Origin of the sequence: Flavobacterium pisciphilum (assembly GCF_020905345.1) — a bacterium.
Classification (GTDB): Bacteria; Bacteroidota; Bacteroidia; order Flavobacteriales; family Flavobacteriaceae; genus Flavobacterium; species Flavobacterium pisciphilum.
Genome location: NZ_JAJJMO010000001.1, coordinates 1,805,537 through 1,830,456, shown reverse-complemented (window position 1 = coordinate 1,830,456; position 24,920 = coordinate 1,805,537). Strand labels below are relative to the sequence as shown.

General features: G+C 32.1%; 26 protein-coding genes. 15 read left to right on the top strand and 11 right to left on the bottom strand.

Features of this window, described 5'->3' with window-relative positions; all coding sequences use genetic code 11:
- Positions 1 to 85: 85 nt before the first annotated feature.
- The 3 genes from LNQ49_RS07345 to trmD all read right to left on the bottom strand — a co-directional run bounded on the left by LNQ49_RS07345 (position 86) and on the right by trmD (position 3,915).
- Entirely contained in the window at positions 86 to 2,308 is a 2,223-nt protein-coding gene (locus LNQ49_RS07345) for an NADP-dependent isocitrate dehydrogenase (protein WP_229988023.1), read from the bottom strand.
- A 282-nt stretch (positions 2,309 to 2,590) separates the two neighbouring features.
- A complete protein-coding gene (gene rplS, locus LNQ49_RS07340; protein ID WP_229988022.1) occupies positions 2,591 to 2,941 on the bottom strand; it encodes a 50S ribosomal protein L19 in 351 nt (116 codons plus the stop codon).
- A 293-nt stretch (positions 2,942 to 3,234) separates the two neighbouring features.
- Complete coding sequence (trmD, locus tag LNQ49_RS07335) at positions 3,235 to 3,915, bottom strand: tRNA (guanosine(37)-N1)-methyltransferase TrmD (protein ID WP_229988021.1); 681 nt, start codon at positions 3,913 to 3,915, stop codon at positions 3,235 to 3,237.
- A gap of 256 nt (positions 3,916 to 4,171) precedes the next feature.
- Between trmD and LNQ49_RS07330 the strand changes: the two genes are divergently transcribed.
- The 10 genes from LNQ49_RS07330 (at position 4,172) to LNQ49_RS07285 (ending at position 12,810) form a co-directional block, all read left to right on the top strand.
- Complete coding sequence (locus LNQ49_RS07330) at positions 4,172 to 5,431, top strand: SMI1/KNR4 family protein (protein ID WP_229988020.1); 1,260 nt, start codon at positions 4,172 to 4,174, stop codon at positions 5,429 to 5,431.
- 21 nt (positions 5,432 to 5,452) lie between these two features.
- Positions 5,453 to 6,316 carry an archaemetzincin gene (locus LNQ49_RS07325; protein ID WP_229988019.1) on the top strand — a complete coding sequence of 288 codons (864 nt, stop codon included), beginning with the start codon at positions 5,453 to 5,455 and terminating at the stop codon, positions 6,314 to 6,316.
- 52 nt (positions 6,317 to 6,368) lie between these two features.
- Positions 6,369 to 7,223: a class D beta-lactamase gene (gene blaOXA / locus LNQ49_RS07320; RefSeq protein ID WP_229988018.1), complete on the top strand. Its 855-nt coding sequence runs from the start codon at positions 6,369 to 6,371 to the stop codon at positions 7,221 to 7,223.
- 113 nt (positions 7,224 to 7,336) lie between these two features.
- Positions 7,337 to 8,017 carry a TIGR02117 family protein gene (locus LNQ49_RS07315; RefSeq protein WP_229988017.1) on the top strand — a complete coding sequence of 227 codons (681 nt, stop codon included), beginning with the start codon at positions 7,337 to 7,339 and terminating at the stop codon, positions 8,015 to 8,017.
- 28 nt (positions 8,018 to 8,045) lie between these two features.
- Positions 8,046 to 8,438: an inner membrane protein YiaA gene (gene yiaA / locus LNQ49_RS07310; RefSeq protein WP_229988016.1), complete on the top strand. Its 393-nt coding sequence runs from the start codon at positions 8,046 to 8,048 to the stop codon at positions 8,436 to 8,438.
- Positions 8,439 to 8,552: 114 nt separating this feature from the next.
- Positions 8,553 to 9,251 carry an aspartate/glutamate racemase family protein gene (locus LNQ49_RS07305; RefSeq protein ID WP_229988015.1) on the top strand — a complete coding sequence of 233 codons (699 nt, stop codon included), beginning with the start codon at positions 8,553 to 8,555 and terminating at the stop codon, positions 9,249 to 9,251.
- A gap of 35 nt (positions 9,252 to 9,286) precedes the next feature.
- The gene (locus LNQ49_RS07300) at positions 9,287 to 10,159 is read left to right on the top strand and encodes a sugar phosphate isomerase/epimerase family protein (protein ID WP_229988014.1); all 873 of its coding nucleotides are present in this window, start codon (positions 9,287 to 9,289) and stop codon (positions 10,157 to 10,159) included.
- A 101-nt stretch (positions 10,160 to 10,260) separates the two neighbouring features.
- Complete coding sequence (locus LNQ49_RS07295; protein WP_229988013.1) at positions 10,261 to 11,430, top strand: MFS transporter; 1,170 nt, start codon at positions 10,261 to 10,263, stop codon at positions 11,428 to 11,430.
- Between the two features lie 51 nt (positions 11,431 to 11,481).
- Positions 11,482 to 12,414 carry a peptidylprolyl isomerase gene (locus tag LNQ49_RS07290; RefSeq protein ID WP_229988012.1) on the top strand — a complete coding sequence of 311 codons (933 nt, stop codon included), beginning with the start codon at positions 11,482 to 11,484 and terminating at the stop codon, positions 12,412 to 12,414.
- Between the two features lie 93 nt (positions 12,415 to 12,507).
- Positions 12,508 to 12,810, top strand: coding sequence for a cytochrome c (locus LNQ49_RS07285; protein WP_229988011.1), 303 nt, complete (start codon positions 12,508 to 12,510; stop codon positions 12,808 to 12,810).
- Positions 12,811 to 12,922: 112 nt separating this feature from the next.
- Here the strand turns inward: LNQ49_RS07285 and LNQ49_RS07280 are convergent, their stop codons facing one another.
- The 3 genes from LNQ49_RS07280 to LNQ49_RS07270 all read right to left on the bottom strand — a co-directional run bounded on the left by LNQ49_RS07280 (position 12,923) and on the right by LNQ49_RS07270 (position 15,306).
- Entirely contained in the window at positions 12,923 to 13,321 is a 399-nt protein-coding gene (locus LNQ49_RS07280; protein WP_229988010.1) for a GreA/GreB family elongation factor, read from the bottom strand.
- A gap of 409 nt (positions 13,322 to 13,730) precedes the next feature.
- Positions 13,731 to 14,285 carry a thioredoxin family protein gene (locus LNQ49_RS07275; protein WP_229988009.1) on the bottom strand — a complete coding sequence of 185 codons (555 nt, stop codon included), beginning with the start codon at positions 14,283 to 14,285 and terminating at the stop codon, positions 13,731 to 13,733.
- Positions 14,286 to 14,412: 127 nt separating this feature from the next.
- Positions 14,413 to 15,306, bottom strand: a complete 894-nt coding sequence (locus LNQ49_RS07270) for an alpha/beta fold hydrolase (RefSeq protein WP_229988008.1) — start codon at positions 15,304 to 15,306, stop codon at positions 14,413 to 14,415.
- A 133-nt stretch (positions 15,307 to 15,439) separates the two neighbouring features.
- Between LNQ49_RS07270 and LNQ49_RS07265 the strand changes: the two genes are divergently transcribed.
- Positions 15,440 to 15,775, top strand: a complete 336-nt coding sequence (locus LNQ49_RS07265; RefSeq protein ID WP_229988007.1) for a tRNA-binding protein — start codon at positions 15,440 to 15,442, stop codon at positions 15,773 to 15,775.
- A gap of 80 nt (positions 15,776 to 15,855) precedes the next feature.
- Here the strand turns inward: LNQ49_RS07265 and LNQ49_RS07260 are convergent, their stop codons facing one another.
- The 3 genes from LNQ49_RS07260 to LNQ49_RS07250 form a co-directional block, all read right to left on the bottom strand.
- Positions 15,856 to 16,410: an RBBP9/YdeN family alpha/beta hydrolase gene (locus tag LNQ49_RS07260; RefSeq protein ID WP_229988006.1), complete on the bottom strand. Its 555-nt coding sequence runs from the start codon at positions 16,408 to 16,410 to the stop codon at positions 15,856 to 15,858.
- Positions 16,411 to 16,498: 88 nt separating this feature from the next.
- Positions 16,499 to 16,873, bottom strand: coding sequence for a PUR family DNA/RNA-binding protein (locus tag LNQ49_RS07255; protein WP_229988005.1), 375 nt, complete (start codon positions 16,871 to 16,873; stop codon positions 16,499 to 16,501).
- 68 nt (positions 16,874 to 16,941) lie between these two features.
- Entirely contained in the window at positions 16,942 to 18,720 is a 1,779-nt protein-coding gene (locus LNQ49_RS07250) for an ABC transporter ATP-binding protein (RefSeq protein WP_229988004.1), read from the bottom strand.
- 203 nt (positions 18,721 to 18,923) lie between these two features.
- On the opposite strand from LNQ49_RS07250, the gene LNQ49_RS07245 reads away from it, so the two are divergent.
- The 4 genes from LNQ49_RS07245 to LNQ49_RS07230 all read left to right on the top strand — a co-directional run bounded on the left by LNQ49_RS07245 (position 18,924) and on the right by LNQ49_RS07230 (position 23,292).
- On the top strand, positions 18,924 to 20,030 hold the full coding sequence (locus LNQ49_RS07245; protein WP_305070219.1) for a Glu/Leu/Phe/Val family dehydrogenase: 1,107 nt from the start codon (positions 18,924 to 18,926) through the stop codon (positions 20,028 to 20,030).
- A gap of 234 nt (positions 20,031 to 20,264) precedes the next feature.
- Positions 20,265 to 21,176 (top strand): transcription antitermination factor NusB, encoded by a 912-nt coding sequence (nusB, locus tag LNQ49_RS07240; protein ID WP_229991320.1) that lies wholly within the window; start codon positions 20,265 to 20,267, stop codon positions 21,174 to 21,176.
- A gap of 30 nt (positions 21,177 to 21,206) precedes the next feature.
- On the top strand, positions 21,207 to 21,479 hold the full coding sequence (gene yajC / locus LNQ49_RS07235; protein ID WP_039115484.1) for a preprotein translocase subunit YajC: 273 nt from the start codon (positions 21,207 to 21,209) through the stop codon (positions 21,477 to 21,479).
- A gap of 727 nt (positions 21,480 to 22,206) precedes the next feature.
- Complete coding sequence (locus LNQ49_RS07230; RefSeq protein WP_229988003.1) at positions 22,207 to 23,292, top strand: outer membrane beta-barrel protein; 1,086 nt, start codon at positions 22,207 to 22,209, stop codon at positions 23,290 to 23,292.
- A 152-nt stretch (positions 23,293 to 23,444) separates the two neighbouring features.
- On the opposite strand, the gene LNQ49_RS07225 is transcribed toward LNQ49_RS07230, so the two are convergent.
- Together LNQ49_RS07225 and LNQ49_RS07220 are read right to left on the bottom strand one after the other, a co-directional pair.
- A complete protein-coding gene (locus LNQ49_RS07225) occupies positions 23,445 to 24,344 on the bottom strand; it encodes an N-acetylmuramoyl-L-alanine amidase (protein WP_229988002.1) in 900 nt (299 codons plus the stop codon).
- Between the two features lie 33 nt (positions 24,345 to 24,377).
- On the bottom strand, positions 24,378 to 24,884 hold the full coding sequence (locus LNQ49_RS07220; RefSeq protein ID WP_229988001.1) for a hypothetical protein: 507 nt from the start codon (positions 24,882 to 24,884) through the stop codon (positions 24,378 to 24,380).
- Positions 24,885 to 24,920: the final 36 nt, after the last annotated feature.

Sequence of the window (24,920 nt, the reverse complement as noted above, 5' to 3'; positions counted from 1 at the left end):
TTAAAAAAAAGACAACCAAAATGGTTGTCTTTTAAGTATTTATCTGAAAAGATACATCGCAATGTATCTTTAATGTTTAGATAGATTAAGCTATTTTAGCCAAGATTGAATTAAATGTTGCACTTGGACGCATTGCTTTGCTAGTTAACTCAGGATTTGGTTGGTAATATCCACCGAGATCTTGAGGTTTTCCTTGAGCAGCAATTAACTCACTGTTTATTTTAGCCTCATTTTCAGCAAATTCAGCAGCGATAGGAGTGAAGATAGCTTTTAATTCTGCATCTTTATCTTGAGCAGCCAAAGCTTGAGCCCAATAGAAAGCTAAATAAAAGTGTGAACCACGGTTATCGATTTGTCCAATCTTACGAGCTGGAGATTTATCGTTAGCAAGGAATTTGTCATTTGCCTCATCAAGAGTTTCAGCAAGAACAATTGCTTTAGAGTTGTTTAAAGTTTGACCTAAGTGCTCTAATGAAGCACCAAGAGCTAAAAATTCTCCTAGAGAATCCCAACGTAAGTATCCTTCTTGTGCAAATTGCTCAACGTGTTTAGGCGCAGAACCACCAGCACCAGTTTCAAACAATCCACCACCATTCATTAAAGGAACGATAGATAACATTTTTGCAGAAGTTCCAACTTCAAGAATTGGGAATAAATCTGTAAGGTAATCACGTAATACGTTTCCAGTTACAGAAATAGTATCTAATCCTTTAATTATTCTGTCAAGAGTAAAGTTTGTAGCTTCAATTGGGTTTAAAATACGAATATCTAAAGCTGAAGTATCATAATCTTTAAGGTAAGTTTTTACTTTTTCGATTAACTCTCTATCGTGTGCTCTGTTTTCGTCTAACCAGAAAACTGCAGGAGTATTAGATAAGCGAGCTCTATTTACAGCTAGTTTTACCCAGTCTTGAATAGGAGCGTCTTTTGCCTGACACATTCTAAAGATGTCTTTATCTTCAACAGCTTGTTCCATTAATACGGTTCCGTTAGCATCAACAACACGAACAACACCATCACCTTTTATTTGGAAAGTTTTGTCATGAGAACCATATTCTTCTGCTTTTTGAGCCATCAAACCTACGTTTGGTACGCTTCCCATTGTAGTTGGGTCAAAAGCACCATGTTTTTTACAGAAATCAATTGTTGCAGTATAAACACCAGCATAAGAACGGTCTGGAATAATTGCAAGAGTATCTTGTTGTTTTCCTTCTTTATTGTACATCTGTCCAGAAGTACGGATCATTGCAGGCATAGAAGCATCAACAATTACATCAGAAGGAACGTGTAAGTTAGTAATTCCTTTATCAGAGTTTACCATTGCAAGTGCTGGACCTTTAGCAATAGCTGCGTCTAAAGCAGCTTCAACTTCAGCTTGTTGAGGAGTTCCTGCAATTTTAGCATAAACATCACCCAATCCATTTCTTGTATCAATATTTAACTCGCTAAATAAAGTAGCATATTTTTCGAATACATCTTTAAAGTAAACTTCTACAATAGCACCAAAAATAATTGGATCAGAAACTTTCATCATTGTAGCTTTCAGGTGAACTGAAAGTAATATGTTTTCTTTTCTTGCTTCTTCGATAGCTGTAGCAACAAAGCTTTTTAAGGCATTTAAGTTTAATACAGCACTATCGATAATCTCTCCTGCTTTTAGAGGAGTACTTGCTTTTAAAATAGTAGAAGTTCCGTCTTTAGCAATAAATTCAATTTTCACATCAGTAGCATTAGGAACAGTAAGTGATTTTTCACTTCCGTAAAAGTCACCATTTGGCATAGATGCAACATGAGTTTTTGAGTCTGATGACCAAGCTCCCATTGAGTGTGGATTTGCTTTTGCAAAATTCTTCACTGCTCTAGGTGCTCTACGATCAGAGTTACCTTCACGTAAAACTGGGTTTACTGCAGAACCTAATACTTTAGCATATTTAGCTTTAATTTCTTTTTCAGTATCGTTTTGTGGATCTTCAGGGAAATTAGGAATTTTATATCCGTGAGATTGTAATTCAGCAATGGCAGCTTTTAATTGCGGAACCGAAGCTGAGATGTTTGGTAACTTAATGATGTTTGCCTCCGGTTTAGTAGCAAGTTGTCCTAACTCAGCCAAGGCGTCCCCTGTTTTTTGAGAATCGGTCAAGTACTCTGGAAAATTAGATAAAATTCGAGACACTAACGAAATGTCTCTAGTTTCAATAGCAATACCCGCTGTAGCAGTAAATTCTTGTACAATAGGCAAGAAAGAATAAGTCGCTAATAATGGCGCCTCATCAGTTAAGGTGTAAACAATTTTTGAATTCTGTGTCATTTTTTTTTCTTTTTTAATATAATCGTATCGTCAAAAAAATGACGATGTAAAAGGTATAGGTTGGCTCAAAACGAGCGAAGCAAATATAAGAAAAACAGTCCGAAAACGGTTGCGTTTTTTATAGAATTCCTTAAATTAACAGATTGCTATTTTAAGTAGCTATAAATGACAAATCGATGGTTTTCAAGCCAAAGAATTACCGTTTCGATATTTTGTTTAGAACAAAAAAAATCCCGATTCATATAGAATGAATCGGGATCTTTATGGTAAAGAGATAAAAAATTATCTTCTTTTGTCTCTAATCTTAGCTTTTTTACCAGTAAGTTCTCTGAAGTAGAAAATTCTAGCTCTACGTACAGCTCCTCTTTTGTTAACTTCAACTTTTTGTAAAGCTGGCAAGTTAACTGGGAAGATACGCTCTACACCGATAGCACCAGACATTTTACGAATTGTAAAAGTCTCTGTGTTACCAGAACCTCTTCTTTGAATAACAACTCCTTTAAAAAACTGAGTTCTTGTTTTTTCACCCTCTCTAATTTCGTAGAAAACTGTGATAGTATCTCCAGCTCCGAAAACTGGGAAATCTTTTTTTGCAACAAATTCGTTTTGAACGAATTTCATTAAATCTGCCATGATATCTTTAATTATGGTTTTGTAATAGAGCAACATACACGGATTTCGCCAGAGGTTGGTCTAATTTGGATGCAAAAGTACAACTTTAGTTTTAATTTACAACTTTTTTTATTAGTAGCGCTTTTGAGTAGCGTATTCAGTGTCAGTTAACAGATTTTAGTTTGCATTTCAGATCTTACTACTTTACAGTATTTGTTTCATGTTTATAGTATATACTCTCAATTTTTAATATGTCAAGAATTTTTAGGTTACTGAGTACTGCGACTAGAAACTGTAAACTAGAATAAAAATACTTAATTCCCTTCAAGTAAATCAGGGCGTCTGTTTTTAGTATGTTCGTAAGCCATATCTTCTCTCCATTTGTCAATTTTTGCAAAATGGCCACTAGTTAAAACGTCAGGAACTTTCCAACCTTTATAATCAGCAGGGCGAGTATATATAGGTCCAGATAATAAATTATCTTGAAAACTATCCGTTAAAGCTGAAGTTTCGTCGCTCAAAACACCAGGAATCAATCGAATCAAAGCATCCGATAAAACCAAAGCGCCTAATTCACCACCAGATAAAACATAATCACCAATCGAAATTTCTTTCGTAATAAAATGATCACGAACCCTTTGGTCAACACCTTTATAATGTCCACACAAAATAATAATGTTTTCATACATCGACATTGTGTTAGCCATTTTTTGGTTTAGCGTTTCACCATCAGGAGACATATATATAATCTCATCGTAAGATCTTTCGTTTTTTAAATGCGTAATACAAGCATCAATTGGCTGAACCGTCATCACCATTCCAGCACCACCTCCAAAAGGGTAGTCATCAACACTCTTCTGTTTATTGGTTGTATAGTCGCGTAAATTATGAAAATGAACTTCGACAATACCCTTGTCAATAGCACGTTTCATAATCGAAGCTTCAAACGGACTTCGCAATAACTCAGGTAAAACAGTAATAATATCTATGCGCATTTTTTTTATTCAAAAGGTTCTAGGCTGCAAAGATACAAAGTTTTTTTCGCGAAGCGGAGAATCAAAGATTTTAGAGTGGAAGAGATTGTGAGATAAAAGATTTTTAGATTAATCAATCCCTTCTCACATTTTACATCTCACAGCCATTAGGAGTAGAAGATGAGGTAAGGTATTTTTTAATAAATTAGCGAATGAAAAAGACTATAGTTTTTATAAACGAAATGTTTTTTATTAGTTAATGTTTTTGAAGAGATGTATGATGAATAAAGAGAGAATAGAAAAAAAAATTGACGGTTGGCTTAAAAAATGGGTTGATGTAGGTGCTAATCTTTTGCCTGGAAATATCGATGAAGAAATGGCAGATCCAAATCAAGATAAAGAAGAAGAATGGAGAACTTGGTTTCCTATTGCAAGCAAAATAACAAATGAAGATATTGAAAAATTTGAAAGTCGAATAGGTTATAAATACCCCGAAGATTATAAAATATTTTTAAAACACAAGCACTTTTATGAACTTCAGATTTCAGAAATAAATTTTTTTAAACATCCAATTAATAGTTTAGAAACAAGTTTAGCGGAAATCATTCTTCACGAAGGTTATAAAGATATATTAGAGAGTGGATATATTCCTTTTGCAAATTGGAGTGATTGGGGATTGCTTTGTTTTGATACCAATAGAAACAAAGAAAATAATAATTATCCAATTGTATTATGGGATCATGAAAGACCTGATGAGATAGAAGATAAATACAATGATTTTTATAGTTTAATAGATGAAAATGAATTGAGATTTTACAAAATAGATTATATTGAGTTGTCTAATGAATTTAGGAAATCGAATGCTTCAAAAGAAAGTGTAGAAAAACTTTATGATTTCCTTTATGATTTAGAAAAAACATACAGGATGGAAGACGAGGATTTAGTTCTTTCAAATGTTTATAGTTTGTTAGGTTTTCATAAATCAGCTTATGAAGTTTTCAAGACAGTTGCAGATTTGACCAATAGAAAAGATGCAACTAAAATGTATGTAATGGAAGAAAAAGCCAAATCGCATAAAAATAATTTCATTATAAAAGATATTCGGAAATACCGAGGGAAGAAAGAACAACCCAAGCTTGAATTAAGTGATTTTGTTGAATTAAAGGATGGAGAAAGGCAATTTGAAATCGTTAATAAAGATATTGTAGTGTTTAATAAAATAATTAAAAATGACACACTTTCAATCTATCTTCCTGATGAAAATATTGAAATTTATTTAAACAAAATTTACAATCATATTATATGGCTGGCTAATTGTAAAACGGAGCTAATTGACTTTTATAATAAAGAGGATAATGAAGAAAAAGCAAATGAAGATTGGTTTGATACTTTGGAGGTCTATAGTGCTCAAATTATAATAGGAGAATCGGGAGCAGTTTTTACAGCAATTTCAGGAGGAGATGATTTGTATCGAGACCATTTATTGGAGATTGAAATAACAGAAAATACAATAACAGCGATGTATTATAATGGGTAAAGTAATGTTAGATAGATTATTATGAAAAAAATATTGCTTTTAATGCTTCTGTTTCTTTATTCATGTAATGAGAATGTAGAAAATAAATATTTCAAAAATATAGCAGACAATGATATTAAACTTTCTAAGCCAATTGAAGGAGAATGGCTATTTAGTCATAAAGAAAAAGGACAAAGTTTTGAACAATTTACAAACTCAAAACACATAGTTCCAACGAATAATTCTAATATTATTTACATAAGACCTATTGGAACTTTTGATTCATTACAAAAGAAGCAAATAGAGTTAGTTAGAGGATATTTGGAGATTTTCTTTCAATTAAAAACTAAAACCTTAGAAAATGTTTCTGATAATATAATACCTAGTTCAGCCAGAAGGATTGGATTCGAAGATAACGAGCAGCTTTTGGCAGGATATATTTTAGATAGTGTTTTAAAAAATGAAAAGCCATTAAATAGAATCGCTTTAATGGGATTAACAGAAAAAGATTTATTCCCTAAGCCAGAATGGAACTATGTTTTTGGATTAGCATCTTATAGAGACAGAGTAGGAGTGAGTTCAATTTATAGGTTACAAGATGAAAAATTAACAGCAGCTAATTTTAATTTATGTTTGTCTCGGCTGTTAAAAACATGTTCACATGAAATTGGACATATGTTTGGACTGTATCATTGTATCCAAGCCGATTGTGTGATGAATGGGACAATTAGTTTGCAGGAAACAGATGAAAGCTCAATTAGACTATGTTCATTTTGTCAAAGAAAACTCAATTCGAGTATAAAATATGATAATAAAAAAAGAGTAATCGAATTAGGAAATTTTTTTAAAAGGAATAATCTAACCGATGAATTTGAATTAATGCAGAATGATTTAAAAAAGATTTAATAGAAAATATAGCTTAATTATTAACTTGCTTACAAAAAGTAAAACAATCAAAATGAAAAATCAAGCACTATCTTTTTTCTTATTTATGCTGATAAGTTTAAACGTAAGTTGTCAATCAAAAAATAAAGACACAAAAACAGGACCCAAAAAAGAAGCTATAAAAGACACAGAAGTAGTAGTTTCTCAATTTGGAAAAATCCTAGATAGTTTAAAAGTAAAAGGCTCAATACTGATTTATGACATCAATAAAAAGACCTATTATTCTAATGATTTTGCTTGGGCTAAAAAAGGAAACCTACCAGCATCAACATTTAAAATTCCTAATTCTATTATTGGATTAGAGACAGGAGTTGTAAAAAGTGATTCGACTATTTTTAAATGGAATGGAGAGAAGCGATGGATGAAAGCTTGGGAGCAAGATTTAACACTGAAACAAGCGTTTCGAGTTTCATGTGTCCCTTGTTATCAGGAAATTGCGAGAAAAGTGGGAGTGAAGCGAATGAAAGCTTATTTGAAAAAACTCAATTACAATACAATGGTTTTTGATACATTAACAATAGATAATTTTTGGTTAGAAGGAAAATCAAGGATATCACAAATGCAACAAGTCGATTTCTTAAAAAGATTGTATTTCTCAGAATTGCCTATTTCCAAAAGAACGGAATTGATAATGAAAGATATTATGGAAGTTGAAAGAAAGGAAGATTATGTGCTAAGAGGAAAAACAGGTTTGTCTGTAGAAAATGAAAAACGTAATGGTTGGTTTGTGGGATATCTAGAAAATAAAAATGGAGTTTACTTTTTTGCAACAAATATAGAACCAACAAAAGAAACCAATAAAGATGATTTTATAGCAATCCGATTGAATGCGACTAAAGAAGCATTGAAGAATCTTCAAAAATTATAATTGGCATAAAAATTCTACAGAAGGATGATGGTTGAAAAATAATTTGTTTTATTAAATAAAATACTACTATTTTAGCAAAAACAAACAAACCCTAACTAATCCACAAACTAGCATTGAAAAAAATATTTAAAATTATTGGTAAAATTTTAATTGGATTTGTTGCCTTTATCTTGTTGTATGTTATTCTTGCTTATTCCATTTCAAAAATAACAGTTGAGAGAGAGCCAAATACAAAAGAAGAAGTTACGATTTACATCATGACTAATGGAGTTCACACCGACATTGTGGTTCCTACTCGTAACGAATTTATGGACTGGAGTAAAGAGGTAAAGTATGAAAATACAATCTCAAAAGATACAACGTATCAATATCTGGCTATGGGATGGGGAGATAAAGGATTTTATCTAGAAACTCCTAATTGGTCAGATCTTAAAGTCTCGACAGCACTTAAAGCAGCTTCAGGATTAAGTAATACTGCAATACACGCAACCTATTTTTCAAACATAAAAGAAAATGAAAGTTGTAAAAAAATTATAATCAGTAAGGAGCAATATGTTCGCTTAGCAGATTATATAAAAAATAGTTTCAAGAAAGATGAAAAGGGGCAATTCATGCACATCAAAACAGATCAGAACTACGGTAAAAGAGATGCTTTTTATGAAGGAACAGGAAGTTACAGTTTACTTCATACCTGCAATACCTGGGCAAATAATGCACTAAAAGCAAGTGGGCAAAAGTGTTGTTTCTGGACACCAATAGATTCTGCAATCTTTTCAAAATACGAAACAAATTAATTAACCTAAACTAAAATTGAATTAAAAAATGGTACAAAAAACGTCGAATGCATTTATTGCAGCATCTTGGATTGCTATGGGAGCAGGAATTGTCGGTTACTTAGTAGGACTTGCTAGAGCAGAAATGTTATTAAATGAAAAGGGATATTACTTTACAGTTTTAATGTTCGGATTGTTTGCAGTAATCTCATTACAAAAAAGTGTACGAGATAGATTAGAAGGATTTCCTGTAACAGATATTTATTATGGAATCTGCTGGTTTGGAACAATTCTGTCAATTGTTTTATTAACGATCGGACTTTGGAATGCTACGATTTTACCTAGCGAAAAAGGATTTTATGCTTTTGCATTTTTATTAGGGATTTTTGGAGCAATTGCAGTTCAAAAAAATACCAGAGATAATTTAGCTATTAAAGAATAAAAAAATACTTTTACAATAACGGTTTCAAACGATTTGAGTCATAGACTTATTTTATAATCGTTTGAAACCGTTTTACTTTAGCCATAAGCTTAAAATCAGTAAAAAAACGTAGTTATGAAAAAAATTGGGCTTGTTGGAGGTATTAGTTGGGTTTCGACAATAGATTATTACCGTTTTATAAACGAAGGAATAAACGAAAAATTAGGAGGACTTAATTTTGCGGAGTGTATTATTTACTCTTTAAATTTTGATGATTTTCAAAGAAATAATACAGCCAATAATTGGGATGTAACATTCGAACTAATAAACAATGCGTGTAAAAGTCTAGAGAAAAGTGGTGCCGAAGCAATTGTTTTGTGTGCTAATACAGCACATGCAGTTGTAGAAAGAATCGAAAAAGAAATTTCACTGCCTATTATTCATATTGCTACAGCAACTGCTACTGAGATAAATAAGAAAGGACTGAAAAAAGTGGGTTTGTTGGGAACGAAATTTACCATGGAAATGGACTTTTATAAAGACAAACTTGCACAACATAATATTGAGACGATTGTTCCTTTTCTTCAGGATGAGCGTGATTATATTCAGAAAACACTAAAAGAAGAATTAGGAAGAGGGATAATCAATGAGCAGACCAAAAGAGCTTATATTATGGTAATTAATAAACTAATTGAAAATGGTGCCGAAGGGATTATCCTTGGTTGTACTGAAATACCAATGATTATAAACCAAGATGATATTTCAGTTCCTGTTTTTGACACAACAAAAATTCATTCAGATGCAGCAGTGAAATTCGCTTTGTCGTTAGACTAAATAGTTGAGGTAGAAAAAAAAAGAGTTGTCTAAATATGGTATCAAGAAGAAACTTTATAATCAATACGGGCATGGCTACAGCCACAGTCTGTTTAATTCCTTCGTTTGCATTTGCATCAAATAAAAAGGCAATTGGATTACAGTTGTACACTTTAAGGAATGAATTGCCAAAAGATGTAAAAGGCACTTTAGAGAAAGTAGCACAAGCTGGCTATACTGAAGTTGAATTGTATGGTTTTTCAATTAAAGATCAATTTTGGGGATTGTCACCTAAGGAATTGAAAAAGGTATTAGATACAAACGGATTAAAAGCAGTAAGCGGTCATTATGGATTAGGTACATATTTGTCTAATGGAGACACTTCAGAACTAGAAGCAGCTATAAAGGCAGCTAAAGTTTTAAAGAGTGAGTATATAACAGTTCCTTGGCTGGATGAAAGCTTAAGAACAAGTGCCAATGATTATAAAAAAATAGCCTTGTTGTTAAACAAAGCAGGAAAAATGTGTAAAGAAGCTGGTTTGAAACTAGCCTATCATAATCATGATTTCGAGTTTAAAAAGTATAATGGAATAACAGGTTATGAAATTCTGCTAAAAGAAACAGATAAAAATCTAGTCTATTTTGAAATGGATTTATATTGGATTGTGTATTCTAAAATTAATCCAATAGAATTGTTCAAACAAAATTCGGGTCGCTTTACAATGTGGCATGTAAAAGACATGGATAAAAATAACGCAACTTTAAATACAGAGATTGGTTCAGGTAGTATTGATTTCAAATCTATTTTTGAAGAAGCCCGACTTTCTGGGATGAAATATTTCTTTGTGGAACAAGAAACAAACTATAAACCAAATGAAATTGAGTCAATAAAAACAAGTTGTCAATTTATAGCAAAAGAATTAATTTAGCCTTTTGGATTATAGAGCATTAAGTTGCTGAGGAATTGCTATCGAGGAATTTTATGCTTTTTTTAAAGTTTTGTTAAAAATTAGAGTAGTATTTTTGCAAAATGAATTTATCCAAAACTAGTGTCATGTTTATGGCAGTTTGCACTGGACTTATAGTTGCAAACCTTTATTATTGTCAGCCTTTAATTGTTTTAATTGCCAATGAATTTAAGATTCCTGAAGCTGATGCAGGAACAATAACATATCTTACTCAAGCAGGTTATGCCATCGGACTTTTCTTTATGGTGCCACTTGGAGATAAAATAGAGCGTAAAAAACAAATTTTGGTTACTACGCTTGCAACTGTAATAGCATTGGTTATTGCGGCCACAGCTCAAAGCTTTTTTGTTTTAGAAATTGCATCACTCCTTATCGGTATCACCTCAATAGTTCCTCAGTTAATTTTGCCTTTGGCGGCTTCTTTGAGTGATCCTAGTGAACGAGGTAAAGTAGTAGGAACAATAATGAGTGGTTTGCTAGTTGGTATCTTGTTATCAAGAACTTTAAGCGGAATCATAGGAGATATTTGGGGTTGGAGATCCATGTTTTGGATTGCAGCTGGGATATGTTTGCTAATCTTTTTTGTTATGCAAAAACAGTTTCCGTACAACAAACCAGTATTTCATGGCTCATACGGACAATTGTTACAATCGCTTTTTACACTTATAAAAACACAACCTTTATTAAGAGAAGCAACTTTAATCAATGCATTTTGCTTTGCACAGTTTGGTGCATTTTGGACAACAATGGTGTTGTTGTTATCAGATGCCCCTTTTCATTTTACTAGTTCAACAATTGGTCTTTTTGGTATAGTTGGAGCTACAGGAGCTTTGGCAGCTCCATTAGTAGGTAGGCTAGGAGATAAAGGAAATTCAAGAATAGCAGTAGGGTATGGTTGTTTAATGATGCTAATTAGTTTTATTATTTTCTACTTCTCAGGAACTAGCATCGTAGGAATCATTATCGGAATAGTTTGTATTGATATAGGAATTCAAGGAGTTCATATTTCTAATCAAACCAGAGTTTATTCATTGTTGCCAGAAGCTAGAAATAGATTAAATACAGTATTTATGTCATTTAGCTTTTTAGGAACAGCAGCAGGTTCAGCTTACGGGTTGTTTTTATGGAAATTAGGAGGTTGGCATGCAGTAACTATAGGATGTGCTGTTTTGGCATTATCAGCATTAACCGTTTATGGGTTAACATATAAATCTAAAAAAAATAAAGGATAAACGGATATCAAATTAATTCGTAAATTTGCACATCAATAAAAAACATATACAATGGAAAACGGAATATACGCTAAATTCAATACGAGCAAAGGTTCGATTTTAGTAAAGTTAGCTCACGATTTAACACCTGGAACAGTTGGTAACTTCGTTGGACTAGCTGAGGGAAATCTAGAGAATAAAATTAAACCACAAGGGAATAAGTATTACGACGGATTGAAATTTCATCGTGTAATTCCTGATTTCATGATTCAAGGTGGATGTCCACAAGGAACAGGAACAGGTGGTCCTGGTTATAGCTTTGATGATGAATTTCACCCAAGTTTAAAACATGATAGACCAGGAGTTTTGGCAATGGCAAATTCAGGACCTGCAAGTAATGGTTCACAATTTTACATTACACACGTTCCAACAAGTTGGTTAGATGGAAAACATACTGTTTTTGGTCACGTTGTAGAAGGTCAAGATATTGTTGATTCAATTGCTCAAGGAGATGATTTAACTAACGTTGAAATCGTAAGAGTAGGTGAAGAAGCTGAAAAATGGAATGCTATAGAAGCTTTTATCACTTTTAAAGGAGAACGTAACAAACGTGATGCTGCAATGAAAGCTGAGGCTGAAGCTGCAATTGAAAAATTGGCTGCTGGTTTCGAAAAAACAGAAAGTGGTTTACGTTACCAATTTATCCAAAGAGGTGATGGTAAAAAAGCTGAAAACGGAAAAACTGTTGCAGTTCATTATGAAGGTTCATTAGATAACGGTAAAGTATTTGATTCTTCTTACCCAAGAAAAAAACCAATCGAATTTAGATTAGGTCAAGGACAAGTTATCGAAGGTTGGGATGAAGGAATTGCTTTATTGAAAGTGGGAGACAAAGCACGTTTCGTAATTCCATCTCATTTAGGATACGGTCCATCTGGAGCAGGAGGAGTGATTCCACCAAACGCAAATTTAATTTTTGACGTTGAATTAATGGACGTTAAGTAATAATAAATACAGAATATTATATTTTGTAATATTTGAATCCCAAAGCGAGAGTTTTGGGATTTTTTTTATATTTACTCAAAAAAATAACCAAAAATGAAATCAAGAATTTTAACCGTAGCAGCTTTGGCCGTGATTATATTTTCGTGTGCTACAAAAAAAGAAGCTCCTAAAGTTGTAGCTGTTGCAGAACCAGTAAAAGCGGTAGAGTTAACTCCAGTAGTAGTCTCAGGACAGGATCTTTATGGCAATAATTGTGGGGGTTGTCATAAGTTATACAAACCTGCTGCATTCTCTAAAGAAGATTGGAAACCTATTTTGATACGTATGCAAAAGAAAGCACAGCTTGACGATACGGAAATGGCTTCGATTTCAGATTATATTTCTTCTCAATTATAAAAAAGTAACTATTATATAATTAGTATTGTGAACTATTCGGTGAGAACTGGATAGTTTTTTTGTTTTAAATAAGACATAAAAAAACACCTTCACGAGTGAGGTGTTTAAAAAATTATTGATTGCTTACAGGTAGTACGTTAGATACAGCAATTATTTTTAAAGTTTTTATTCCAGCAGGTAATTCCCAATCAACTTCGTCATTTTCTTTAAAGCCAATTATCGCAACACTTAAAGGGGCTAGAATAGAGATTCTTCCTTCTTTTACATCAGCATTTGAAGGTAAAACAATTTGAATTTTCATTTGTTTTTTTGCCTTAACATCTTCAATGGTAACGTGTGAATTGATTCTTATAATTGAATTGTCTAGTGTATCACCTTTGCTAATTATAGCGCGATCTAATTCTTGAGCAAGCTGTCCAACTTCTTTAGAGTTTGTCGCGTTTTTACTCTTTAGTATTAATTCCCTCAAGAGTTGATAATCTGTTGTACAGAAAGTGGGTGTTGGTTTCATATCTATTGTGTTTTTTTATTTGAATGAGATTTTGTTTTAGGCAATCTCAAAAACCTTGTATTTCTTTTTGAATTAAAATACAGATTAATATTTATTTGTAAATGCGAAATTTGAAATGTAAAAATGCTTAGAAACGGTAGCTTTTATTGCAAAGAGAAAAATCTTTGTAAATAAAATAAATAACTAAATTTTAAAATGTAATCCTCCGCCTGAAAGAAGAAATTGAAATAGACGGAGGCCTAATTAACGAAGGCCTTGGTGTGCGAATTTAATACAACGACACGTGGTTTTCTTGTAAAAGAAAACAACAACGTAATAACCGTCAATTGTATAATGCTCAACATGAGGATGATTTATTATGATTTGCAAAGTTAATCAAAGTTAATCAAACTTTTTTAATGAATGGGCTTTATTTCCATTTAATATTACAACCCATGCTTGGTTTCTGTGGATTTTTGATATTTCGATTGTAAATTAGGGAGTCTATAGCGTTTCTTAAGTCGCTTCCGCTAAGAGTAATTCCGTTTCCAGGTCTTGAGTCATCAAGCTGTCCACGGTAAAATAATTTATCTTGATTATCGAATAAGTAAAAATCTGGTGTGCATGCCGCGTCATAAGCTTTGGCTACTTCTTGACTCTCATCATATAGGTAAGGAAAGTTCATTTTATGAGTAAAAGCAAACTCCGTCATTAATTCAGGACCATCCTGAGGGTATTTAGTTGCATCGTTACTAGAAATGGCTATAATTCCTATTCCTTGTACACGATAATCATTGGCAATCATGACAATTTCTTCAATTACATGTAGTACGTATGGACAATGATTACATATAAACATAACAAGAGTTCCTTTTGTGCCTTTTAAATCACTGTAAGAATATTCAAAATTAGAATTAGTGTCTTTTAGTTTAAATTCCGGAGCCAAAGTACCAAGAGGTAACATGTTTGAAAGAGTCTTTGCCATTTTTGTAGAAAAATTAATTATTCAAATTTAACTTTAAAAATCTGCATAAGAGGGTATAAGTGCAAAAAAAATATCCAAAGAAGCTTTTATTTAAAAGTACATGGCTCTTTGGATATTTATAAGTGATTTATGAATTTAAAAAATTCAGTAAATCTAGATTTAATCTGTCTCTTTCTGTGTAAAATATCCCATGTGGTTCCCCTTCATAAACAATATAGGTATTGTCATGAATTAATTGAGCCGCTTTTTTTGATGTAAGTTCAATAGGAACTATTCTGTCAGCATCTCCATGAATAATTAGTGTTGGCACATTTAAGGTATTGAGCTCATCTCTAAAGTCAGTTGTCGAAAACGATTCTGCGCATTTTAATGTAGCTCTAGGAGAAGCTACTGTGCACAAAGCACTATAATATTCCAATAATGAAGTGCTTAATGGTCTGTTGATGATTGTTACCCCAAATAATGTTTTCCCGAAAGTATTTATAAACTCTATTCTGTCTTCTTTGAGAGCATTAGCTGTAGCATCATTTTTTTCTTTTGGAAGGCCTTCAGGATTATCATCGGTTTTTAGTAAAAAAGGAATGATTGAAGAAATTAATGCAACTTTAGTAACTCCTCTTCCGCCGTGACGGCTAAAATAGCGTACTACTTCACCACCACCCATAGAAAAACCTACTAGAGTTACATCTTCTAATTCCAGTTGTTCGATAATTTCTTTTAAATCATCAGTTAGGCTGTCATAGTCATATCCGTCCCAAGGTTGAGAAGATTTTCCAAATCCGCGACGATCATAGGCAATTACTCTATAATTATTTTGAACCAAATAGTCTATCTGGTATTCCCACATTTCATTAGAAAGTGGCCAACCATGAATTAAAATAATGGGTTTTCCTTGTCCATAATCTTTTACATAGAGTTTTACATTTGGTGCAGTTTCTATATATTTGTCTGTAGATGGTTGTGTTAGGTCAAATTTAGAATCTCTAAGAGATAGGCAGGTGTTAGTTTGAGTACTTTCCATTTTTATATTTTTAATTAGAGCTTGTTCGGTTACGTTTGTAAAAGTAGGAGCCGTGAAAAAAAAAATGTTATAGAATTTGTTGTAATACTTACAATATTAATAGATTGTAGGAATAATAAATCAGAGAAAATATATGGATTTAACTTGGTCGGAATTTGAAAGAGTCGAAATGAGAGTGGGAACAATTATTCAAGTAGATGATTTTCCAGAGGCTCGTAAACCAGCATATCAGCTTACAATTGATTTTGGAAATGAAATCGGAATACGTAAATCATCGGCACAAATTACCAAACGATATACAAAAGAAGAACTAAAAGACAGGCAGATTGTTGGTGTAGTCAATTTTCCTAGAAAACAAATAGGCAAATTTATGAGTGAATGTCTAGTAATTGGAGCAGTAGGAGAAGATGGTGATGTTATTTTATTAGCACCAGATTTTAAAATCGAAAACGGATTGCGAATCGGGTAACTAGTTTGCAGTTTTTAGTTTGCATTTTCCCCAGTAACTGTGACTGAGACTGAGACCGTGACTGAAACTGACAGCTGCGACTAAATACTCAAATCAATCTTAGTAATCAACTGATTTAATATTTCTTGTCCTTCTTCCCAGTATTTTAAATCTGAATCGGAGTTGATGTGTCCTTGTTGACCAACATTAACAAAGTCACTTCCCCACATTTTAGCAAAATATTCTTTTCTTTCAAAGGATGCGTAGGGATCATTTTCACTAGCTACAACTATTGATGGAAATGGCAATTCGATAATTGGCATAGGGGAAAAGTTTCTGATGCAATCAGGAGTGTGTTGGGGAGAGTCTACATCGGCAGGGGCTACAAGTAAAGCTCCAATGATATATTTGTTGGTGCTAAATGTTGTCCAATGTAAAACTAAAGAAACAGCTAAACTATGGGCTATTAAAATAGTTGGTTTGTCTAGTTTCGAAATTTCTTCATCTAGTTTTTTGATCCATTCTTCACGGATAGGTTCGTCCCAATTGTCATGAACTAATCGAATTGAGTTTTTAAATTTCTCATGCCAATACGTTTGCCAGTGTTTATCGCCTGAATTTCCTAAACCAGGTAGTATTAATAAATTTGCTTCCATTGTTGGTGTTTTTTGAAATTTAAAAGATATAAAAAAAGTCCAAAAATTGACTAGATTTTGGACTTTCTACTTCTTGACAGAGAATCGATTAGATGTCATCAAAATCAATATCTGTAAAACTCGACCTGTGAGATACTGGCTCTTCTTTATCAGAACCGTATTCTTTTTTGAAATCTTTCTGATGTCTTTCAGAGATTACTTCTTCTCCTTTGTGGTTTAAAACATAAGAAGTCATTTCTCCTAAAATTTCTGCGAAGGCACTAAAATCTTCTTTGTACAAGTAAATTTTATGTTTCTTAAAATGGAATGATCCATCTTCTTCTGTGAATTTTTTGCTTTCGGTAATTGTGATATAGTAATCGTCTGCTTTTGTAGCTCTTACATCAAAGAAATAGGTCCTTCTTCCTGCTCGTAGTACTTTAGAAAAAATCTCTTCTTTTTCTAACATGTCATTTTCTCTCATAATCCGTTCTATCGATTTTTTATTTAATAGCAATCAAAAATCTTAAAAATTTATCTATTATACAACAATTAAAGTAATTCTTTTTCGGAAAGTTGTTTTAAATATAACGCTGAATAATACCCTTCTTGATTTATCAATTGATTATGAGAACCTTGTTGGATGATTTTTCCTTCCTCAAGTATAATAATTCGATCTGCGTTTTTGGCTGATGACACACGATGACTCACAATTATGGTAGTTTTGTCTTTACAAATTTCAAATAAGTTATTTAAAATTGTTTCTTCAGTTTCAGTATCTACAGCGGATAGACAGTCATCAAAAAGTAAAATAGCTGGATTTTTTATGATTGCTCTGGCAATAGAAACACGCTGTTTTTGTCCACCTGAAAGCGTAATTCCTCTTTCTCCTAATATAGTGTCGTACTGTTTGTTGAAACCAATAATGTTGTCATGAACAACTGCATTTTTTGCAGCTTCAATAACTTCTTCGTCAGTTGCATTTTGGTTACCAAATTTAATGTTGTTCTTAATACTGTCAGAGAATAAGAAAGCATCTTGTGGTACAATACCTATATTGTTGCGTAAGTCATTGAGGTTTAATTGGTTTATTTCATTGCCGTCAATAGTAATTTGCCCTTGTGGAACATCATACAAGCGAGAAATTAAAGACAGTATAGTCGATTTTCCTGAACCAGTTTTTCCTAAGATAGCCAAAGTTTCTCCTTTTTTTACTGTAAAAGTTACATCATTAAGAGCAGTAATATTGGTGTCTTCGTAAGTATAAGTTACATTTTCGAAAGAAATTGTTCCGTCGATAGTTGAATGGTTTGGATTGTTGTTTTTAATTTCAGGTTCAATTTTTAAGAACTCATTTAATCTTTTTTGAGATGCTTCGGCTTCTTGTACCATTGACGAAACCCAGCCTAGAGAAGCTACGGGCCATGTAAGCATATTTACATACAGAATAAACTCAGCGATTGTTCCAAGACTTTTTATACTTCCGTTAATATACATTACACCTCCAAAATAAATTACTACAAGATTACTAATCCCTATTAAAGCAATCATCAACGGACCGAATAAAGACTGTACTTTGGCAAGGTTTAAGCTTTTGCTTTTGCTTTCGTTTGCTAAGTCAATCATATTATTTTGATGTTGATTTTCTAAAGAATAAGCCTTAATAACTCGGATTCCTGAAAATATTTCTTGTGTAAAGCTTGAAACTTTTGATAGATATTGCTGAAAAACAGTACTTCGTTTGTTTATTTCGGTGCTTAATTTAAAAATGCAATACGATAATATCGGTAATGGTAATATAGTATACAGTGTTAAAAGCGGCGAAACGCTATACATGTATATGATTACGATTGTAAAACGAATGAAGGTATTGATAGTGTACATTACCGCAGGACCTACATACATACGTACCTTAGAAACGTCTTCACTAATACGGTTCATTAAATCTCCAGTACGATTTTGTTTGTAAAAGTTTTGAGATAGTTTTTCGTATTGCTGAAAAACCTCATTTTTCAAGTCAAATTCGATATGACGAGACATTACAATCAAGGTTTGACGCATTAAAAAAGTAAGGAAGCCGGCGACAATTGTTGTAGCGATAATTAGTAAGACATTGTGTATGAGTCCTTCTCTGTAAAAAGACAATACAGCTTCTGATGCTTTTTCGGATTCAGGGAGTTTGTCAAACTTTTCAATAGCACTTAATGATTTGCTTATCAGCTTAGGAGTAAATAGAGAAAATATTTGTGCGATTATTGTGATAAAAATTCCTAAGGAAAAACTATATTTATATTTAATAAAATATTTGTTTAAATAACGTAATTCTTTCATTTTTTTAAGATATTCTGTGTTGAAATGAGCTTGTTTTGTTGATTATTGTCGTTTTTGGACGATTTTCAATATGTTTATTAAAAAATATTCAATTGTTAGATTGTTATTTTTTAATTAAAAAAATGCTGTATGTATATTTTTTGTATAAATTTGAAATGTCTTTTTGACAAATTCGTAATTTTAACTAACAAAAATTATTTGCTATGAATGCAGCTTTTGCAACTGGAAAGGAACTTCAAAAAATGGATCCCGTTTTTGGTCAACTATCATTTGATGATCACGAACAAATTGTATTTTGTAATGACAAAGATACAGGTTTAAAAGCAATTATTGGTATTCATAATTCAGTTATGGGACCAGCTTTAGGAGGAACAAGAATGTTTAATTATGCAAACGAATGGGAAGCATTAAACGATGTTTTGCGTCTTTCTAGAGGTATGACATACAAATCAGCTATTACAGGATTGAATATTGGTGGAGGTAAAGCCGTTATTATTGGTGATGCTAAAACTCAAAAAACACCTGAATTGATGCGTAAGTTTGGTGAGTTTGTACATTCTTTAAGCGGAAGATATATTACTGCCGAAGATGTTGGAATGGAAACTAGGGATATGGACATCGTAAGAGATGTTACTCCTTATGTTACTGGAATTTCTGAAGAAAGAGGTGGTTCAGGTAACCCATCGCCAGTTACTGCTTACGGTGTGTTTTTAGGAATGAAAGCTGCTGTAAAACAACAGTTTGGTTCTGATAATTTGGCTGGTAAAAAAGTATTGGTACAAGGAATTGGTCACGTAGGTGAGGCTTTGGTTGAGTATTTAACTAAAGAAGGAGCTATAGTTACTATCACAGATATCAACGAAGAAAAATTATACGAAGTAGCTGCAAAATATGGAGCGACTATTTTTGCTGGAGATGATTTGTATAGTGCAGATGTTGATGTTTATGCGCCATGTGCAATGGGAGCAGTATTGAATGATGCAACTGTAAATAAAATAAAAGCTAAAGTTATTGCTGGTGCAGCTAATAACCAATTAGCAAACGAAAATGTTCATGGTGCAATATTAAAAGAAAGAGGAATTTTATATGCTCCAGATTTCTTGATTAATGCAGGTGGAATTATTAATGTTTATGCAGAATTAGAGCATTATGATAAAGCTGAAATCATGCGTAAAACAGAAAATATCTACAATACAACACTTGAAATTTTTGATTATGCTATCAAAAACGGTATGACTACACATCATGCTGCATTAACGATTGCTCAAAATCGTATAGATTTAAGAAAAATCGAGAATAGTAAAAAATAAAACCCTGTCAGGTTTAGTTTGAGTCTCAGTTTTTGGTTTCAGTTCTTAAGTGCATACTGAAATTGAAAACTGAGATTTTTTTTACACCAGTAAAGGCTGATAGTTACTCTAATATTATTCTTAAATAAATTGGGTATAAATTTTATTATCAGGCATGAAATTCTTATTTTTGCAAACTAATTTTTAAAATGTTCTTACAAGGTGGTAAATAGAAGACACATACGCGTTAAAGTAATGCAGTCCATTTATGCGATGCATCAAAACGGTTCTGATAATCTTGAAAAAGAAGAAAAATTTCTTTTTTATAGTATTGATAATATTCAGGATTTATATCTTGTGATGGTTTCTTCGTTAATCGAAATTTGTAAAAAAGAGACAATCTATTTACACTTATCAAGCAAAAAACATCTTGCAACTCCTCAAGAGCGTAATCCAAACGAAAAATTTATTAAGAATGCTATTTTTCAAATTCTCGCTGAGAATAATTCACTTAGTATAGCATTAGAAAACCGTAAAATCAATAATTGGACATTAAATGACGATTATATTTTACTATTACTTAATGATATTAAAGCAAGTAAGCAGTATGCGAAATACATGAGTAATGCTGTTAATACATTTGAAGAAGACAAACAGTTTATTGTTGATTTATTCACGGAAGTAATCGTTCCTAATGAAAAATTATACGAGTATCTTGAAGATGATAAGCTTACTTGGGTAGATGATATTCCTGTGGTAAACACGCATATTATCAAGCAGTTAAAAGCGATTACAGATGGTGAAGATGATAATTTTAGAGTTCCGAAATTGTATAAAGACAACGAGGATAGAGATTTTGTAAAAGACTTGTTTAGAAAAACAGTATTAAACGAATCTGAATTTGCTAAAGAATATGTAGATAAAACGCCAAATTGGGATAGTGATCGTATTGCAGAAATAGATACAATTATTTTAAAAATGGCAATTTGTGAGTTTTTAAAATTCCCTTCAATTCCTGTAAAAGTAACTCTTAACGAATATTTAGAAATTGCAAAAGAGTATTCTACTCCAAAAAGTAGTATTTTTATCAACGGGATTTTAGATAATCTTGTGAAAGAACTAGAGGCTAGCAAAAAAATGATTAAAGCTGGTCGTGGTTTAATGTAATAATTATTAAATAAAAACAGAATTTAAATTATGGAACAATTAACTCAATTTGCACCGTTTCTATTAATGTTTGTGGTGATCTATTTCTTTATGATTAGACCACAGCAAAAACGTGCAAAAAATGAAAAAGAATTTGAAAGTAGCCTAAAAGTAGGTGATAAAATTATAACAAAAAGTGGTCTTCATGGAAAAGTTTCAGAGCTAGCAGAAACAACTGTAGTTATCGAAACAATGTCTGGAAAATTGAAGATGGAGCGTTCTGCAATTTCAATGGAAATGAGTGCTGCTTTAGCTAAGAAATAGTTAGCTTTAAATAAATTTACTAAAGTCCCAATCCGAATTTCGGATTGGGACTTTTTTTTGTGCTTTTAGATTATTTTGAAAGTAAAATCTTTTCTTTTGGGATTCTTCTACTTTTTTAACGGCTTAAATGAAGTGTTTTGTAGTTGTGTTACTGTGTTGTGTCTATGGTGCTATTTTTTACTTTTTAGAGTGTTCCATTTCGTTTGTTTTGTCGGGTTATAGAAGGGAGATGTGTTTTTTATTTTTGTAAGAATTGTTAAGCAAATGTTTTTTCTTGTTTAGTAGCTACTTGTTTTTATGGTTTGTTTCTGTTTTTATTTTAAAATAATCATTAACTGTATTTTTTATGGGGTATAATTTATTTTTTGTTTGTTTTTTATTTTTGCAACCCTATTTTTTTTAGGGTGTTTTGTTTTGTTTTTGTTTTTAATTTGATTTTTGCAATTTTAATGGTTGTTGATTTTTTTAAAAATGGACGTCTAAAATGTAAAATAATGATAATTGGCTATGGTAATTTTTGTAATCCATAATTCTTTCTAAATGAAGCTAAAAAAATAAGTTTTATAAGATTATCTAATATAAAAGTTAATAAATTCGCTTCAGAAACATGTTTTACCAAGGCTATTTATTGGTATAAATCAGTACTGCAGTTCTTTGATATTATATAGAATATAAATGGCATTCATAAAAAATAACCAAACCAATTATTAATCAAACCATTTAAAACATGAAAAGAGTAATACATATTTTAGCTTTGATGTTGACTAGTTCTTTTGCTTTTGCCCAAGAAGATAAAGAAACGACTGCTCCAGTGACAATTTTTGGAGGGTCGGCAGATATTTATTACAAATATGATTTTTCTAAACAACAAAACGGTTTAACCAGTTTTACTAATTCTCAAGATTCATTTGAACTAGGAATGGTTTCTCTTGAGGCTTCACACAAGTTTGGAAAAGCTTCCGCTTTTGTAGATTTAGGATTTGGAACACGGGCTACAGAGTTCTCTTATAATGAGTATAATAATAATGAGCCTTCTTTTTTAATAAAACAATTATTTCTTAAGTATGATTTATCAGATAGTTTTTCTGTAACAGCAGGTAGTTTTGGTACCCATATTGGATATGAATTATTGGATGCTGTTGATAATAAAAATTACAGTATGTCCTATGCGTTTTCTTATGGACCTTTTTTTAATACAGGTGTTAAGGCACAATACGTAAATGGTAATTTTAGTGCTATGTTGGGTATTACAAATCCCACTGATTTCAAATCGGCGATGGAAGCCGGTTCCAGCCAAAAGACTTATGTTGGGCAATTGGCTTATATTGCTGACACTGGAAGTGCTTATTTGAATTTTACATCTGGAAGTACAAATCCCACTCCTGGCACGACAGTGGTGCCAACAGGTGATAATAAAACACAATTTGATTTTGTTGGGACGAAGACAATTAATGATATGTTTTCTTTGGGATTTAATGGAACTTATGCAAAAACAACAAATGATTTTGATAACAATCTTGATGGAGAGTGGTTCTCATTAGTAGGATATCTTTATTATAAGTTTAAAGCTAATCTTGGATTGGCTTATAGAATGGAATATTTTGATGCAAAAAATGCTGCTGCAGGCTTAGGTGTAGTTGCGGGTTCAAGTATTTTTGCTAATACCGTATCACTTAATTACAAAGTTGGAAATATGACGATAATTCCAGAGATAAGATTAGATAGTGCTTCAGAAGATGTTTTTCTTGATAGTAATTCTGCCCCAACTGGCAAGATGGTCTTCGCATTAGTCGCCGCTACCTATTCTTTTTAAGATATTAAGATTGATATTTTTTTTTTTTTTTGAACTGTCAAAACATACTATTGTTTTGGCAGTTTTTTATTTACTTATTTCTGTAACAAAAAAAACACGTTTTAGAATTTTCTAAAACGTGTTTTTTTATATAATATAAAGAGGAATGCTTCTTATTGTTTTTTGTAAATAGAATAAATAGTATTTATTGTTTTTCTATCTAACACAGCATCAACTTCTGTTTGGATATAATGTAATTTAAAGGCTGTAATTGCTGCTGTTAGATTTTTAGTATTGTATCCAATAACTCGCAATGCAGGCTCAATTCTAAAATCAAACGGAGCTTCTTCTAATATCTCATCTTGCCAAATCCCAAATCCTAGTCCAGCAAGGGTTTTCCATGGGAACAACTTGCTTGGATCTTGTTTTCTTCCAGGTGCAATATCAGCATGACCTAAAATATTTTGGGTTGGAACATTGTATTCTTTTTTTAATCTCGTCAAAAGAGCAATTAAACTGTTCATTTGTGTCTCAGAGAATGGTTCTACTCCGTTGTTGTCAAGTTCAATACCTAATGAAGATGAATTAAGATCAGTATTTTTTCCCCAAGTAGAATTACCAGCATGCCAAGCGCGTAAATAATCATTTAGCATTTGAACTACTTTACCATCTCGAGAGATAATATAATGAGCGCTTACTTGTGTTTTTGTTTTAGTAAACGTATTTACAGTTTGTTGTAAAGAATCCTGTGCTGTATGGTGAATAATTATAAAGTTAGGTTTACGTAAATTAAAATTTACAGTACCTATCCATTGTGTATTAATTCCATTTTGTAGCGAGGTCGATCCAGTTTGCGAAAGTGAGTCCTTGTAAATATGTAACTGATTTGCGTATGAAGTGTCTATACTTATAGTTGTACTAGTGGGTGGTATAGGTTGTGCCTCCTTGCTTGTAATCTTATCTTCAAGGGACTTAAGCTGCTGGTCGTATACTTTTTCGCTCGATTTATATGGATTAGTTGAGCAAGAAGTAATCGCAATTGCTATAGTCAAACAGTAAAAATACTTTTTCATGTCTTAAAATTGTTTTGTGTTTCTTGAAAACAATTACTTTTTCTTTTTCTTTGATTTTTTAGATCCGCTTTGATTTCTCATTTGCTCCATATAAAGAGTATACTTCTCCTTTTGATCTGGGTTTAAAAAATCAGATACTTTTTTATTTGTTACCTCAGAAAGAGCTTGGATTTGTTTTATTTTTTCGTCTTGGCTACTACTTTCGTTTTTCAAAAGTATTCCTTGCTCTTTTAAGCTTTCAACTAAAACATTTGATACTGCAATTTCCTGAAGAGCATCAAGATTAAGTTCAGGCTTCATGTTTTCCATTATTTTGGCAACAGTTTCCTCTACAGGGATTTCCTTTGGTTTAGATGTGTTAGCAGTTGGGCCCATACCCATTCCTTGACTCATCCCGCCATTCATTCTACCTCCTCCGTAGCCACCGCCACCATATCCGTTACCGTAACCGTTTCCATAACCATTTCCGTACTGTGCAAAAACGGGGTTGGCAAAAAATAAGATAAATGCAAATACTATTGCTGCTTGAATTGTTTTCATGTTTTATGTTTTAAAATAAAAAATTCAAAAAAATGT